Source organism: uncultured Sulfitobacter sp. (assembly GCF_947499945.1).
Lineage (GTDB): Bacteria > Pseudomonadota > Alphaproteobacteria > Rhodobacterales > Rhodobacteraceae > Sulfitobacter.
This window is the reverse complement of record NZ_CANMQD010000001.1, coordinates 233,576-248,816: the sequence shown is the minus strand read 5'-3', so window position 1 is coordinate 248,816 and position 15,241 is coordinate 233,576. Positions and strand designations below refer to the sequence as shown.

At 58.0% G+C, this 15,241-nt stretch carries 14 protein-coding genes; 12 read left to right on the top strand and 2 right to left on the bottom strand.

From position 1 onward, the window contains the following. Nucleotide 1 precedes the first annotated feature (1 nt). Complete coding sequence (gene glmU / locus Q0775_RS01240) at nucleotides 2-1,354, bottom strand: bifunctional UDP-N-acetylglucosamine diphosphorylase/glucosamine-1-phosphate N-acetyltransferase GlmU (RefSeq protein WP_298857372.1); 1,353 nt, start codon at nucleotides 1,352-1,354, stop codon at nucleotides 2-4. A gap of 147 nt (nucleotides 1,355-1,501) precedes the next feature. On the opposite strand from glmU, the gene Q0775_RS01235 reads away from it, so the two are divergent. From Q0775_RS01235 to Q0775_RS01180, 12 genes are all read left to right on the top strand, one after another. Next, nucleotides 1,502-2,173 carry an HAD-IIIA family hydrolase gene (locus Q0775_RS01235; protein ID WP_298857369.1) on the top strand — a complete coding sequence of 224 codons (672 nt, stop codon included), beginning with the start codon at nucleotides 1,502-1,504 and terminating at the stop codon, nucleotides 2,171-2,173. 4 nt (nucleotides 2,174-2,177) lie between these two features. After that, complete coding sequence (locus tag Q0775_RS01230) at nucleotides 2,178-3,374, top strand: DegT/DnrJ/EryC1/StrS family aminotransferase (protein WP_298857367.1); 1,197 nt, start codon at nucleotides 2,178-2,180, stop codon at nucleotides 3,372-3,374. Nucleotides 3,375-3,544: 170 nt separating this feature from the next. Continuing rightward, the gene (locus Q0775_RS01225; RefSeq protein WP_298857365.1) at nucleotides 3,545-4,708 is read left to right on the top strand and encodes an acyl-CoA dehydrogenase family protein; all 1,164 of its coding nucleotides are present in this window, start codon (nucleotides 3,545-3,547) and stop codon (nucleotides 4,706-4,708) included. Beyond that, nucleotides 4,705-6,225 carry an AMP-binding protein gene (locus tag Q0775_RS01220; protein WP_298857363.1) on the top strand — a complete coding sequence of 507 codons (1,521 nt, stop codon included), beginning with the start codon at nucleotides 4,705-4,707 and terminating at the stop codon, nucleotides 6,223-6,225. Before Q0775_RS01225 ends, Q0775_RS01220 begins: the two co-directional genes overlap by 4 nt. After that, entirely contained in the window at nucleotides 6,222-6,683 is a 462-nt protein-coding gene (locus Q0775_RS01215; protein ID WP_298857361.1) for a hypothetical protein, read from the top strand. The genes Q0775_RS01220 and Q0775_RS01215 overlap by 4 nt, the downstream gene beginning before the upstream one ends. Continuing rightward, nucleotides 6,680-8,284 carry a carboxyl transferase domain-containing protein gene (locus Q0775_RS01210; protein ID WP_298857359.1) on the top strand — a complete coding sequence of 535 codons (1,605 nt, stop codon included), beginning with the start codon at nucleotides 6,680-6,682 and terminating at the stop codon, nucleotides 8,282-8,284. Before Q0775_RS01215 ends, Q0775_RS01210 begins: the two co-directional genes overlap by 4 nt. A 74-nt stretch (nucleotides 8,285-8,358) precedes the next feature. After that, on the top strand, nucleotides 8,359-8,775 hold the full coding sequence (locus Q0775_RS01205; RefSeq protein WP_298857357.1) for an ASCH domain-containing protein: 417 nt from the start codon (nucleotides 8,359-8,361) through the stop codon (nucleotides 8,773-8,775). A gap of 111 nt (nucleotides 8,776-8,886) precedes the next feature. Next, on the top strand, nucleotides 8,887-9,582 hold the full coding sequence (locus Q0775_RS01200; protein ID WP_298857355.1) for a hypothetical protein: 696 nt from the start codon (nucleotides 8,887-8,889) through the stop codon (nucleotides 9,580-9,582). A 2-nt stretch (nucleotides 9,583-9,584) separates the two neighbouring features. Next, complete coding sequence (locus Q0775_RS01195) at nucleotides 9,585-11,528, top strand: acetyl/propionyl/methylcrotonyl-CoA carboxylase subunit alpha (protein WP_298857353.1); 1,944 nt, start codon at nucleotides 9,585-9,587, stop codon at nucleotides 11,526-11,528. Then, on the top strand, nucleotides 11,525-12,181 hold the full coding sequence (locus Q0775_RS01190) for a glutathione S-transferase family protein (protein WP_298857351.1): 657 nt from the start codon (nucleotides 11,525-11,527) through the stop codon (nucleotides 12,179-12,181). Before Q0775_RS01195 ends, Q0775_RS01190 begins: the two co-directional genes overlap by 4 nt. A gap of 27 nt (nucleotides 12,182-12,208) precedes the next feature. Further along, on the top strand, nucleotides 12,209-13,063 hold the full coding sequence (locus Q0775_RS01185; protein ID WP_298857349.1) for a hydroxymethylglutaryl-CoA lyase: 855 nt from the start codon (nucleotides 12,209-12,211) through the stop codon (nucleotides 13,061-13,063). Nucleotides 13,064-13,123: 60 nt separating this feature from the next. Continuing rightward, complete coding sequence (locus Q0775_RS01180; RefSeq protein ID WP_298857347.1) at nucleotides 13,124-13,906, top strand: crotonase/enoyl-CoA hydratase family protein; 783 nt, start codon at nucleotides 13,124-13,126, stop codon at nucleotides 13,904-13,906. Between the two features lie 53 nt (nucleotides 13,907-13,959). Here the strand turns inward: Q0775_RS01180 and Q0775_RS01175 are convergent, their stop codons facing one another. Beyond that, nucleotides 13,960-14,952, bottom strand: coding sequence for an HWE histidine kinase domain-containing protein (locus tag Q0775_RS01175; protein ID WP_298857344.1), 993 nt, complete (start codon nucleotides 14,950-14,952; stop codon nucleotides 13,960-13,962). Nucleotides 14,953-15,241 lie beyond the last annotated feature (289 nt).

The following is a 15,241-nucleotide window of genomic DNA, read 5'->3' as shown; positions in this document are numbered from 1 at the left end:
ATTAGCTGCTCCGCTGTTTTTTGGCCTTTTTGGCCTTTAGCATGTCCATCATTTTGCGGGCCATGCCGGGTTTCTCGACTTGAGGTGCGCGGGCAAGGGCCAGCGCGTCAGGCTCTACATCCGATGTGATGACCGAACCTGATCCTGTCATGGCACCGTCGCCTACATGGACGGGGGCCACAAGCATGGTGTTTGACCCGATAAAGGCACGCGCACCGATGTGCGTGTGGTGCTTCATCACACCGTCATAATTACAGGTGATGGTGCCTGCGCCAATATTGGCATGTGCACCGACAAACGCATCGCCGATATAGCTGAGGTGGTTCACCTTTGCCCCTTCGGCGAGCACGGCATTCTTGATCTCTACAAAGTTGCCGACGCGTGCATTCTCTTCCAGCTCCGCACCGGGGCGTAGGCGGGCATACGGCCCGACAACAGCGCCACGTGAGACGTGACAGCCCTCAAGATGGCTGAAAGCGCGGATATGTGCGCCGCTCTCGACGGTGACACCTGCACCAAAAACTACATTCGGTTCAATCAGCGCATCGCGACCAATAACGGTGTCACGGGCTAGAAAGACGGTTTCTGGCGCTTGGAGTGTGACGCCATCCTCCATCAGCATCGCGCGGGCGCGCGCTTGGAAGGCGGCTTCGGCTTCGGCCAGCTGTGCGCGGGAATTGACGCCGAGAGTTTCCGCTTCGTCACAAGTGACTGCCGTTGCTTTCAGGCCGCGTCCACGGGCAATACTGATAATATCGGTAAGATAATATTCGCCAGAAGCATTGTCATTGTCCACCGCATCAATCAGATCGAACAGGAGCGCGGCATTACAAGCGATGACGCCACTGTTGCATACGGTGATGGCACGCTCCGCTTTGGAGGCGTCTTTGAATTCAACAATCCGCTCAAGCGAGGCGCCGTCCATAACCAAGCGGCCGTACCGACCCGGATCAGCGGCCTCGAACCCGAGCACAACCACATCTGCATCTTTGGCAGCGCTCATCATCGCGTCTAGCGTCGCAGGGGAGACAAAGGGAGTATCGCCGTAGAGGACAATCGCAGTGCCGTCAAAACCTGCCAGTGCATCACGGGCTTGGGCAACGGCGTGGGCAGTCCCGAGTTGCTCAGACTGCACAACGGTCTGCGCTTGCTCGTCGAAGGCCTGCGCTGCGGCGGTTACTTCGGCAGCGCCGTGGCCCGCGACGACAACCGTGTTCACAGGTTCCAGCGTTGCCCCAGCGGCCATTGCATGAACGAGCATTGAATCGCCTGCAATCGGGTGGAGCACTTTTGGCAGCTCAGAGTTCATCCGCGTGCCTTTGCCAGCGGCAAGGATGATCAGGCTCGTCTTCATGTGGTGTCCGTTCTAAATGTATTTGTTTTTTTACTGTTTAACCGATGGGCGCGTCCGCGCAAGGTGTGGCAGTTCACTTAGGGTTGCGGCTTGCAACAGTCTGGGGTGCACGGTAGGCGGAATAGAGTGATTTTGCGGGGGAACATGATGAAGACAGTGGTATTCGACCTTGACGGGACATTGGCCGACACCAGCGGAGATTTGATCGCTGCGGCCAATGCGTGTTTTCGCGATATGGGAGCGGGGGATGTTCTGGACCCTGCGACGGATGCAGGTACGGCCTTGCGCGGCGGGCGTGCCATGCTGCGACTGGGGATGGAGCGGATGGGCAAGCCTACCGATGATCCGTTGATCGACGAATATTACGATGCGCTGCTGTACCATTACGCGCGTGACATCGATACGCATACGCGGCTCTATGATGGCGCGATGGATGCAGTGACAGAGCTGAAAGCGCGTGGCTATATTGTAGCGATCTGCACGAACAAGCCCGAGGGGCTAGCGCGAACCCTGCTGACGCAACTGGGCGTACTGGAGGAATTTGCCGCGATGCTGGGGGCGGATACGCTGGACGTGCGTAAACCCCACCCCGAGCATCTGAATGAAACGGTGCGCCGTGCGGGGGGCGATCCGGCGCAGTGCATCTTGGTCGGTGACAGCGACACAGATCGTAAAACGTCAAAAGCGGCAGGTTCTGCGTCGATTTTAGTAACCTTTGGTCCCGCAGGGGGTGATATGGCTGCCTTGGCGCCAGAGGCATTGCTGGAACGCTATAGCGATCTTCCTGATCTGGTGGAGCATTTGTTAGGAAAGGTGTGAGGCAATGAGCGACGTGTTCAAGGGTAGCTTTACACAGCAAGAGCCGATCCCAGAAGCGGGAATCGAAGCGGCGGTTGCTGTGATGCGCAGTGGACGCTTGCACCGATACAACACTGTCGCAGGCGAGACAGCGCAGACGGTTCTACTGGAGCAGGAGTTTGCTGCCTCTATCGGCTCCAAATACTGCCTTGCGGTGGCGTCTGGCGGGTATGCAATGGCGACAGCGCTGCGTGCTGTGGGGGTTAAAGCAGGCGACTGTGTACTGACCAATGCGTTCACGCTTGCCCCCGTCCCGGGTGCGATTGCTGCCGTAGGGGCGGTGCCGGTTTTTGTGGGTGTTACCCCTGCGCTCGTATTGGACCTTGATGATCTGGAAGCCAAGGCAGATGAGGGGAGCGTTCTGCTGCTCAGCCATATGCGTGGACATATCTGCGATATGGAGCGCCTGATGGCTATTTGTGACGCGGCGGGTATTATCGTGATCGAGGACTGCGCCCACACGATGGGGGCTTCGTGGAAGGGCAAGGCCTCTGGCACATGGGGCAAGATAGGGTGCTATTCTTGCCAGACCTATAAGCATGTGAATGCAGGTGAGGGCGGATTGTTTGTGACCGATGATCCCGAGGTTGCTGCGCGGGCGATTATGTATTCGGGCAGTTATATGCTGTATCAGTCTCACCTTGCAGGACCACCGCCAGAGACTTTTGCCAAAATCAAATACGAGACACCCAATATTTCGGGGCGCATGGACAACCTGCGCGCTGCGATCCTGCGGCCGCAACTGGCTGACCTTGCCACGCAATGCGCCCGCTGGAACGAGAGGTATTTTGCGATCGAAGCTGGCCTGCGCGGCACCGTGGGCCTCGCGGTGATTGAGCGCATGGAAGAGGAGAGCATCGTCGGATCTTCGATCCAGTTTTTGCTGGATGGATGGGAAGGCGCCTCAGTCCAAGAACTGCTGCGCTGCTGTGCGGCGCGTGGAGTTGAGTTGAAGTGGTTTGGCAACGCCGAGCCCGTAGGCTTCACCAGCCGCTATGACAGCTGGCGCTATGTCGACGCACCTGCGATGCCTGACAGTGATAAAGTGCTGGCAGGGATCGTGGACATGCGTGTGCCGCTGACCTTTACGTTGGAGGATTGTGCGCAGATTGCACGGATCATCCGCGAGGAAACCAGTCGGATTTATCAATCGGCGGCGTGATCTAAAGGGGTGCTCACGCACATTTCATATTTTAGGTTTGCGCACTTTAAAGTGTCGCAGCCCTCAGGCATGCCATGTGATTGATGATGCGTTGTGACGCTTGACCTGTAAGAATTGATCTGCCAGTATTGAACAAGTGTTCAATAAAGTCGGGTCGAGGGAGAAGGTCCATGTTTAATGCCACGATGCAGTTTGATCTGGGTGAAGATGTAAATGCGTTGCGCGAAATGGCGCATCGTTGGGCGCAAGAGCGTGTGCGCCCTATGGCAAAGGACGTAGACACCGCTAACCTGTTTCCCGCCGAGCTGTGGCGCGAGATGGGGGAGTTGGGCCTGCTTGGAATGACCGTTAACGAGAAGTGGGGCGGCACGGGCATGGGATACCTTGCACATACTGTCGCTGTTGAGGAAATCGCGCGTGCGAGTGCTTCTGTCTCACTCTCTTACGGTGCGCACTCCAACCTCTGCGTAAACCAGATCAGCCTGAATGGAACTGACGAGCAGCGCGCCAAATACCTGCCCAAGCTCTGTTCTGGTGAGCATGTCGGATCTTTGGCGATGTCCGAGACGTCAGCAGGCTCTGACGTGGTCTCAATGAAGCTGGGCGCGGAAAAACGTAATGATCACTACCGCCTAAACGGAAATAAATACTGGATCACCAATGGCTGTGACGCCGAGACGCTGGTGGTTTATGCCAAGACTGACAAAGATGCAGGCTCCAAGGGGATCACCGCGTTCCTGATCGAGAAATCCATGAAGGGTTTCACCACATCCCCCCATTTTGACAAGCTGGGGATGCGTGGATCCAACACCGCTGAGCTTATCTTTGACGACTGCGAAGTGCCGTTCGAGAATGTGCTGGGCGAGGAGGGTAAAGGTGTGCGTGTCCTGATGTCCGGTCTGGACTATGAGCGCGTTGTGCTGGCGGGGATCGGCCTTGGCCTCATGGCGGCCTGTCTGGATGAGATCATGCCATATATGGCGGAGCGCAAGCAGTTCGGACAGCCTGTTGGTTCCTTTCAGCTGATGCAGGGCAAGATGGCCGATATGTACACGGCAATGAACTCGGCGCGGGCCTATGTTTATGAAGTTGCCAAAGCTTGTGATCGTGGTGATGTGACCCGTCAGGATGCAGCGGCTTGCTGTCTTTATGCCTCTGAACAGGCGATGGTGCAGGCGCATCAGGCGGTGCAGGCGATGGGCGGCGCAGGCTATATGTCCGACAGCCCTGTTGCGCGGATTTTCCGTGACGCCAAGCTGATGGAGATTGGTGCGGGTACTTCGGAGATCCGCCGCATGTTGGTGGGTCGCGAGATGATGGCGGCGATGTCGTGAATAGGGCACTGCCGGGCCTTGATGGCGAGGGGCGCTGGGATATCCCTGCGCGCCTCAACATGGCGCGGCAGTGTTTGGACATGCCTGAGGCGCAGGTAGCTGTGATCGATTTGACAGGCGATGCGCGGGTTGATGTGACCTATGGGCGTTTGGGTGAGATGGCCGACGGTTTGGCGCGGAGCCTGATGCGGCGGGTGGTGGCGGGCGACCGTGTGGGTGTCTTGCTAAGCCAGTCGCCATGGTGTTTGGCAGCACATCTCGCGATCTGGAAAATTGGCGCGATTTCAGTGCCTTTGTTCAAACTCTTCAAGCATGACGCGCTGGCCTCACGGATCGGCGACAGTGGGCTGGAGCTGGTCCTCACCGATGTGGAAGGTGCAAAGATGGTTGGTGATCTGGCGCAACCCATGCTGGCAAATCGGATTGGCAGGCGCGGGGCGGAAGTCCCCTTTGCCGAGACGGGGCCGGATGATCCTGCGGTGCTGATCTATACTTCTGGCACAACGGGCACACCAAAGGGCGCGCTGCACGGGCACCGTGTTTTGACGGGGCATTTACCTGGTGTGGTGATGAGCCATGATTATCTGGGGCAGGAAGGGGATTGCCTTTGGACGCCAGCAGATTGGGCGTGGATTGGTGGGCTGTTTGATGTGGCGATGCCCGCACTGGCGCTGGGCGTGCCTGTGGTGGCGGCGCGGATGGCGAAGTTTGATGTGGATGAATGTGCGCGCATTATCGAGCAAGGCACTGTTCGAAATGTATTTTTCCCGCCGACAGCTCTGCGGATGCTCAAGGCGGCTGATGCGCGGATTGAGGGTCTACGCTCAGTTGCGAGCGGGGGCGAGCCGCTGGGTGCGCAGATGCTTGCGTGGGGGCGCGAGGCCTTGGGTGTGGAGATCAACGAGTTCTATGGCCAGACCGAATGCAACATGGTGGCAAGCAGTTGCGGTGCTGCGTTTGCGGCGCGGGCGGGGTGTATTGGCAAGGTTGTGACAGGCTTCGAGATTGCCGTGCTGGACGGGGGTACGCCTACGGAGGGTGAGGGCGATGTGGCTGTGCGGCGTGGTGCAGCGCCCATGATGCTGCGTTATTGGAACCGCCCCGAGGAGACTGCAGCGAAGTTTCGCGGCGACTGGATGCTGACAGGGGATCGCGGCGTTTGGGAGGGCGATTTCCTGCGCTATGTCGGGCGCGAGGATGATGTGATTACGTCCAGCGGCTACCGCATTGGCCCTGCGGAGATTGAGGATTGTTTGTTGACCCATGTGGCCGTGGCGACCTGCGGTGTGGTGGGCAAACCTGATGCGCTGCGCACGGAAATTGTGAAGGCCTATGTCGTTCTAAAAAAAAGCATGGACGTGAGTGCGTCGGAGCTTCAAGCGTGGGTTAAGGAAAACCTTGCAAGTTATTCTTATCCAAGGGAAATAGAGTTCATGGATGCGCTGCCAATGACGGTGACGGGCAAGGTGATCCGGCGGGAGTTGAAAGCGATGGCAATGGCGGAGGGAATGGTATGAAATTTATAAAGCGTGTTGGCTTTGTCCTTATATTGGTTGGAGGTCCAGCTTTGGCGCAAGAACCCGCAGCTTGGGTGGACAGATGCAATGTCGAGGCGGATTTGCAAAAGGAACAAGGCCTCAGGCGGGACAGCATTAAGTCTGAAACATGCTACGAGACAATTCTGAATTATTGTACTTTCGCTGTAAGGAGCGATGCGTGCTTTGAAGGATTGACGCTTGAGTTTCAGGCGCGATCCGAGCGCATTCTCGAGGAGCTGCCTGAAACGATCGACGCGCCCGAGGTCCAGCAGACTCTCTATGATATGCGGCTGAAATCGGTTGAGTCGGCTGCGGCTTTTTTTTCATGCACTGTCGACCCAGTTGACCATGCTTGCAATGCTTCTAGCGCGTTGACAAGCTATCAATTGATCAGAGCTTTGCCGGACTGGATTTCCAAATTCGAGGAAGATAAATGAAACTCACCTCTCAAGCACTCCCGTCCTCTGAAGCGTTCAAAGCCAACACTGCCGCTCATCTCGAAGCGCTTGAACAAGTACGCGAGGTAGCTCAGGCCGCAGCGCTCGGCGGTGGTGACAAATCGCGGGAACGTCATATCAGCCGTGGCAAGATGCTTCCGCGCGAGCGGGTGGCAAATTTGCTGGATGCAGGCTCTCCTTTTCTGGAAGTGGGCGCAGTTGCAGCGCATGGGCTTTACGGCGGGGCGGCGCCCTGTGCGGGGGTGATTGCCGGTGTGGGCACAGTGCAGGGGCACGAGGTCATGGTGATCTGCAATGATGCCACGGTTAAGGGAGGCACATATTACCCCATGACCGTAAAGAAACATTTAAGAGCACAGGAAATAGCTGAAGAAAACAATCTGCCCTGTATTTATCTGGTCGATAGTGGCGGGGCGAACCTGCCCAATCAGGATGAGGTGTTTCCCGACCGCGATCACTTTGGCCGTATCTTTTACAATCAGGCACGGATGAGCGCCAAGGGCATCCCGCAGATCGCTGTGGTGATGGGGTCGTGTACGGCGGGGGGGGCTTATGTGCCTGCCATGTCAGATGTGACGATTATTGTGAAAGAACAAGGGACTATCTTCCTTGCGGGGCCGCCTTTGGTGAAGGCTGCGACGGGGGAAGTCGTCACAGCGGAGGATTTGGGCGGCGGTGATGTGCATACGCGGCTGTCAGGCGTGGCCGATTATCTGGCAGAGGATGACGCCCACGCGCTATCGCTTGCGCGGCGGGCGGTGAGCTATCTCAACCGCGCCAAGCCTGCCACTGTTCAGTGGGAGAGTGTGGAAGAGCCGGCCTATGATCCGGCTGAAATTCTGGGCGTGGTGCCTGCGGATTTACGCACGCCTTATGATATTCGCGAAGTGATTGCGCGCACGGTGGATGGCAGCAGGTTTGACGAGTTCAAGCCGCGCTTTGGCGAGACTTTGGTGACGGGGTTCGCTCATGTGAAAGGCTGTCCTGTGGGCATCATCGCCAACAATGGTGTGCTGTTTTCCGAGGCTGCGCAGAAGGGGGCGCATTTTGTCGAGCTGTGTTCGGCCCGTAATATACCATTGGTCTTTCTTCAAAATATTACAGGATTTATGGTTGGGCGGAAGTATGAGAACGAGGGGATTGCACGCCACGGGGCCAAGATGGTGACCGCCGTTGCCTGTACCAATGTGCCCAAGATCACCATGCTGGTGGGCGGCTCTTTCGGGGCTGGAAACTATGGCATGGCGGGGCGGGCTTATTCGCCGCGGTTCCTATGGACATGGCCCAATAGCCGCATTTCGGTGATGGGTGGCGCTCAGGCGGCAGGGGTTCTTGCGACGGTGAAGCGTGACGGGATCGAGCGGCAGGGTGGTGCGTGGTCTGCGGAGGAAGAGGCGGCATTTAAACAGCCTACGATTGATATGTTCGAGGAGCAGTCGCATCCGCTTTATGCCTCCGCGCGGTTATGGGACGACGGGATCATCGATCCGCGCAAGACACGTGACACGCTGTTTTTGAGCCTGTCCGCGAGCCTGAACGCACCGATCGAGCCTACGAAATTCGGCGTGTTCCGCATGTAAAACTGTGGGGGTGACATTGCTACACCCCCTGTACACCCCTTGTGCACCGATCAGTGTACGCTTTGGAGATTGCCATGACGCAAACGTTGCAAGAGATTATTGATGCCAATCCCGAGGCGGAGACATTCCGTTTCGGAGACAGTCCCGAGCTTTGTGCGCAAATCCTTGCGCTGGTGCGTAGCGGCAAAAAGACGGCGACCTGTGAGGCAGCATCGGCCTACGGCAAGGGCGGGGATGCGTGGCCCGAAGTGGGACGGCGCGATGTGGCGTTGAACTGGGACGGGACACCAGCGGTCATGTTGAAAACTGTCGAAGTCTCAACCCGCAGGTTCTCGGACATGGACGAGGCGTTTGTCGCGGCCCAAGGCGAGTTTCGCGATCTGGCGCATTGGCGCGCAGGGTACGAGGCCTATTTCCGCCGCGCAGGTGTGTTCTCCGAAGACATGAAGATCATGTGCGAGCGGTTCAAGCTGGTGGAGGATTACGCCTGATGTTCGAGACGATTGTGTGTGCGAACTCTGGAGAGATTTCGGCCCGATTGCAGGGCATAGGCATGGGTGTGCATGGCTCGTATCGGCTGATTGTTTTGTAGAGGTGGCGCGATGAAAACAATAAAATCTGCGCTCTCGGAACTCAAAGGGCGGCTGCCCGAGATTAGGCTGCCCGAGATGCCCACACTGGGGCGTGAGGTCGCGATCCCTGTGTATCTGATCCACACAGGCCCCGATCCCGAGGCGTATTTCTTTATCTTCGACTTTGAAGAATTTGTGGAGCGCTCGCGCGAGGGTATTTTTGTGCGTCCCAAGCTCAAGCTGTGGGCGGGGCGTGAGGATTTCAATCGTGCGGAGTTTGCGCGCCAGTTCAGGGTTAGTTTCGGACGGGAGTTCGAGGCGGCGCGTCTGGCGCTGGTGGCGGAAAAGAAAAGCAGCGGCTGGTTTGGCTGGCTGAAGGGGACGGGCAGTGATCTGATCGTTAACTCGATTGCGGGATTTATTGCGAATGTTGTCCTGCTGGTCGCACTTTCGGCGGGGCGGATGGTGCTGAGCCAGATTTTGCCTGCCACTCTGTCGCGGGTGAAAAGCGACGCGACCAAGCTGGAGCAGAGCATTGAAGAGACCAAAGAAAAAGTAGATGCGGCGTTGCGGGATTTCGATGTAACGCTGCATTCGGATTTGTACTTTCATGCCTTCGGCGAGCGCCCTCACGGTGCATATGAGGGGATGGATTTTGATGCGTGGCCTTTGCCGAATTTTGTCCAGAAGCACCTGGGCGATACTGAAACAACCTCATGGTGGTAGATATGTTTGATACAATTCTGATTGCGAACCGTGGCGAGATTGCGTGCCGCGTGATGGAGACGGCGCAGGGCATGGGGGTGCGCTGTGTTGCGGTTTATTCCGATGCGGATGCAGGGGCCAAGCATGTGGCGATGGCGGATGTAGCTGTGCATATCGGCGGGTCGGCCCCTGCGGACAGCTATCTGCGCGGGGATGTGATTATTCAGGCGGCATTAAATACGGGCGCGCAGGCGATTCATCCAGGGTATGGGTTCCTCAGCGAGAACCCGGAGTTTGTGGATGCGGTTGAGGCGGCAGGGCTGGTTTTTATCGGGCCGTCTGGTGCGGCGATCCGTGCGATGGGGCTCAAGGATGCGGCGAAGGCACTGATGATTGAGGCTGGGGTGCCTGTGGTGCCCGGGTATCACGGGGCGGATCAGTCGGATGATTTGCTGGCGGCGGAGGCGGGGAAGATCGGGTTTCCCGTGATGATCAAAGCTGTTGCGGGTGGCGGCGGCAAGGGGATGCGTCTGGTTGAGGCGGCGGATGGCTTTGCCGATGCGCTTGCTTCTGCAAGGGCGGAGGCGAAGACGGCGTTCGGGAATGCGGATGTGCTGGTTGAGAAGTTTGTCTCCCAGCCGCGCCATATCGAAGTGCAGGTGTTTGGCGATGGCAAAACTGCGGTGCATTTGTTCGAGCGCGATTGTTCGCTTCAGCGGCGTCACCAGAAGGTTATCGAGGAGGCACCAGCACCCGATATGCCAGAGGTGGTCCGCGAAGCGATGGGGCAGGCGGCAGTGCGGGCGGCGGAGGCCATCGGTTATAAGGGGGCGGGGACTGTTGAATTTATCGTCGACGGTGTTGGCGGGCTGAAGGTCGACGGGTTCTTTTTCATGGAGATGAACACGCGGTTGCAGGTGGAGCATCCTGTGACGGAGGCGATCACTGGCGTTGATCTGGTCGAGTGGCAGTTGCGTGTGGCGGCAGGGGAAGACCTCCCGATGCGCCAAGACGAGTTGAAGATAACAGGGCATTCGTTCGAAGCGCGGCTCTATGCGGAAGATGTGCCTGCGGGGTTCTTGCCTGCGACAGGGACATTGACGCATCTGGGGTTTGACCCTGATTGCCGTGCCGATAGCGGTGTGCGCAGTGGCGATACGATCAGTCCGTTCTATGATCCGATGATTGCCAAAGTGATTGTGCATGGACCGACCCGCGATGTGGCGCTGGCGCGGCTGCGGCAGGCGCTGAGCCGGACAGAAGTGGCGGGGACCGTGACGAACCTGACTTTCCTTGGCGCGCTCGCGGGGCATGAGGGGTTCCGGCGCGGCGAAGTTGATACGGGGTTGATTGCGCGGGATATTGACGCGCTGACGGCTATGCCTGTTGTGGAGCCGCGGCATGTGGCGCTGGCGGGGATGGCTGCGATGGGGCTGTTGGAGACTGGACCCGAGACAGGGTTCACGATTTGGGAGCCTTTGTTGCAGCAGGTGATGCTGGGCTGGGGTGATCAAGAGCAAATCGCAAAGGTGGAAGTCTTGGGACCTGACGCGCAGCGCTGGCATGTTGGCGATGATGTGGTGAAGGCCAATCGGATTGGCGGGCGCTGGCAGATTGGCGGCTTGCCTGCGGCGCGGGTGGCTGTCGCGGGGGAGACGGTAACTGTGTTTGACGGGTATGGTTTAGTGTTCGAGCGCATTGACCCGTTGATGCAGGCGGCTGGTGCGCAGGGGGATGGCAATCTGATTGAAGCGCCGATGCCCGGTCTGGTGCGTGAGGTCTTTGCAGCTGTGGGGCAGGTCGTGACCAAGGGCGATAAGCTGGCCATTCTGGAAGCGATGAAGATGGAGCACAGCCTGCTTGCCGCGCGGGACGGTGTGGTGGCAGAAGTCTTGGCCGTGGCGGGGGATCAGGTGGAGGCAGGGGCGGCGCTTGTGCGGCTTGAGGCTGAAGTGGAGGCTGAATGATTACGCTGCATCATTGTCCGCAGACACGGTCAATGCGCAGCTTGTGGTTGCTACACGAGTTGGATGTGCCTTTTGAGGTCAAAACCTACGCCTTTGACAAATCCCTGCGTGATCCTGTCTATCTGGAGAAGAGCCCAGCGGGGCGCGTGCCTGCGCTGGAGATTGAGGGGGAGGCGATATTCGAGACAGGGGCGATTGCCGAAGTGCTGTGCGAGCGGTTCTCGCCTGATGTTTTGGGGCGGCCTGCGGGGCATGCGGAGCGGGTGCAGTGGTTGATCTGGATTCACTTTGCCGAGACGATTACCCAGCACGCAGCGGCCCTGACGCAGCAGCATGTGGCGCTGCGCGAGGATCATATGCGCAGCCCCTACGTGATGAAGCTGGAGGCGGCGCGGCTGTTGAAATGCTACGGCGCGTTGGAGGCGCGGTTGGCGGGGCGGGACTATCTGTTGGATGGTGGCTTTTCGGCTGCGGATGTGTCGGTGGGGCAGGCGGTTTATCTCGCGCGGTTCTTTGCGCGGCTGGATGGATTTACGGCGGTTGAGGCTTGGTACGAACGCATTACAGGGCGGGAGGCGTTTGAGGCATCGTTGCCGCACACATGTAAAATCTTTGAGGATGAATTTTTTGAGCCATGGCCGCTGCCTGTCTGATAGGCTGGGGCAAAAGGGGAGATTACGATGAGCTTGGGACCATGTGAGATTTTCGAAGTGGGGCCGCGGGACGGTCTGCAAAACGAAGCGCGCGATATTCCGGTGGCGGAGAAGATCGCGCTTGTGAATAAGCTGAGTGAGGCAGGGTTTTCGCGCATCGAGATTGCCAGCTTTGTCTCGCCAAAGTGGGTGCCGCAGATGGCAGGATCGGCGGAGGTGCTGGCAGGGATCACGCGTAAGGACGGTGTGCGCTATGCGGCGTTGACGCCCAATATGCGCGGATATGAGGATGCTGTGGCGGCAAAAGCGGACGAGATTGCGGTCTTTGCGAGTGCGTCCGAAGGGTTTAGCCAGAAGAACATCAATGCGTCCATTGAGGAGAGCATTGCGCGATTTGCGCCGATTTTGGAAGAGGCGCGGCACATTGATTTGCCGGTGCGGGGCTATGTGTCTTGTGTGGTGGAGTGCCCTCATGACGGGACGGTGACACCTGATGCTGTAGCGCGGGTTGCTGATAAGCTGTTTTCGATGGGCTGTTATGAAGTGTCATTGGGCGATACCATCGGGGCAGGGACGCCTGACACGATTGCGCGGATGCTGTTGGCGGTGCGTGATGTGGTGCCGGTGGGCCGTTTAGCGGGGCATTACCATGACACAGGCGGCCGTGCGTTGGATAACATTGACGCTTCACTCTCGCTCGGCGTGCGGGTGTTTGATGCGGCGGTTGGCGGCTTGGGGGGATGTCCCTATGCGCCCGGAGCGTCAGGGAATGTTGCGACCGAGGCTGTGGCAGAGCATTTGGCGCGGTTGGGGTATGAAACCGGGCTTGATCTGGATGTGATTGGTCAGGCTTCTGACATGGCGCGTGCGATGCGCGGGTGAGCAGAAATTGGGACAAATTCTGGGCCTAAAATTTGTGAAAAATTTTGTGGAGCGTTGCGGATGTTTGAGACGATAACCATTAGTGTTGATGGGCGCGGTGTTGCGACATTGACGCTGGCGCGGGAGGCCAAGCACAATGCGCTGTCGGCGCAGATGCTGGAGGAGTTGGCGCAGGCGGCGGCTGAATTGGCTGCGGATGACCGAGTGCGCGTTGTGATCCTCGCGGCGGCGGGCAAGACATTTTGCGCAGGTGGTGATTTGGGCTGGATGCAGGAGCAGATGGGCATGGACGCGGCCACGCGGGCGGCAGAGGCGGGGAAGCTTGCCACCATGTTGGGCGCGCTCAACCGTTTGCCGAAACCCCTGATCGGGCGGCTGCATGGCAATGCCTTTGGCGGTGGTGTGGGGATGGCTGCGGTCTGTGACGTGGCTGTTGGCGTCGACAGCCTCAAGATGGCACTGACGGAAACCAAGCTGGGGATTATTCCGGCCACTATCGGGCCATACGTGATTGCCCGGATGGGCGAGGGGCGCGCGCGGCGCGTCTTTATGTCGGGCCGTGTGTTTGGTGCGGAGGAGGCTATCGAGCTGGGGTTGTTGGCGCGGGCAGTGCCTGAAGCGCAGCTGGATGCGGCGGTGGAGCGCGAAGTTGTGCCGTATTTAACTTGTGCACCGGGTGCGGTGGCGGCGGCAAAGAAGCTAGCGCAGGATTTGGGCGGGGCTGCGACGGAAGAAGCGGTCGCCATGTCTATTGCTGCACTGGCGGCGCGGTGGGAGACGGAGGAGGCGGCCGAGGGGATCGGCGCGTTCTTCGAGAAGCGCAAGGCGGCTTGGGTGGTGTAGGCCGCCGTCCGCTACTGCATCCTGGTCAAGATTGGATCACCAACCAAACTGGATCAGGCAGAGGTCTCTAGTGGAAACGTGACGTTCCACAGCAGTCCTTCGGTGCGATAATCGACCTCGACCTCTCCGCGCAGCGAGGCGGAGGTCATTTCCTTGATGACCTTACTACCAAAGCCTGATTGGCTTGGCGCGGTCACAGGGGGGCCGCCTGCTTCTGACCATGTCAGGCAAAGCTGGTCGTCATCAGTCATGTGCCATGCAATTGTAACTGTGCCGGTCTCGACAGACAGCGCGCCGTATTTGAATGCATTTGTCGCGAGTTCATGAAGTGCCATACCGATCGCTTGTGCCTGCGACGGATCGAGGTGGACCGTGGGGCCGTCGACATTGATCTGTGCGTTGTTTGTGCTGAAGCCCTGAAGATGCGCTATGACCAGTTCTGATAAATCGGCAGAGGTCCAATCCCCTTTGACCAATGCATCAAGATTGTGGGTAAGGCCACCAAGCCGTTTGGAAAAACGCTCTCTTGCCGTTGAAACGTCGCCTGTGCTGAACGTCAGTCGGGCGATGCCTTGAACGACTGACAACAGGTTTTTGACACGGTGGTTCAACTCGTCCAGCAGATACTGAACGCGGTCCTGATCTGATTTATGGTCGGTAATGTCGATGATCGCCACAAGACCGGAAGCGGGGTGTAAGCTGCCGTCCGCATTGGGGGCGCCAAATTCGACCTGCTTGCGTGCCGTGAGCCAGAGTACATTGCCGTTCTCGTGGACAACGCGGTGGTTCAGCTCGAAAAACCCCTCACTGGCAGGATCCATCATCCGCTTGATGTGCTCGTCAAGGACGTTGCGGTCGTCGGGGTGGATACGGGCGTGGACCACGGAACGCGCGACGGGTTCATCGGATGAAATATCTAGTAGGGCAGCCCCGCGGGCATCAAAGTGGATGGTGTCCTTTTCGTAGTCGATCATCCCCAAACCGATGCGGGCGATTTTTACGCCGATTGCGTGTTTCTTATTAAGGGTCTCGGCGGGGTTTGACATAAATAAACCATCCATTAGTACAATTGGCAGGCAGGTATATGATACAAATATGAGCGTAAAGGGCACGCTATAATGTATGACACAGTTAAGTGCAGAAACCGCCATTTTGTTTACTAAGTAAGGCAAAGTAATAGAAAATTTGCATTATACTGCATGATTGCACAGCCATTTGTTCAAGGTATGCCATTAGCACTGCCGCATGTTACGTTATTGTCGCGCGGTGATGCGCTTAGGGTGCGGCGCTAAGGCAACCTTTTAGTCCACTGAAAGTGCGTGCACAGTTCAGAGG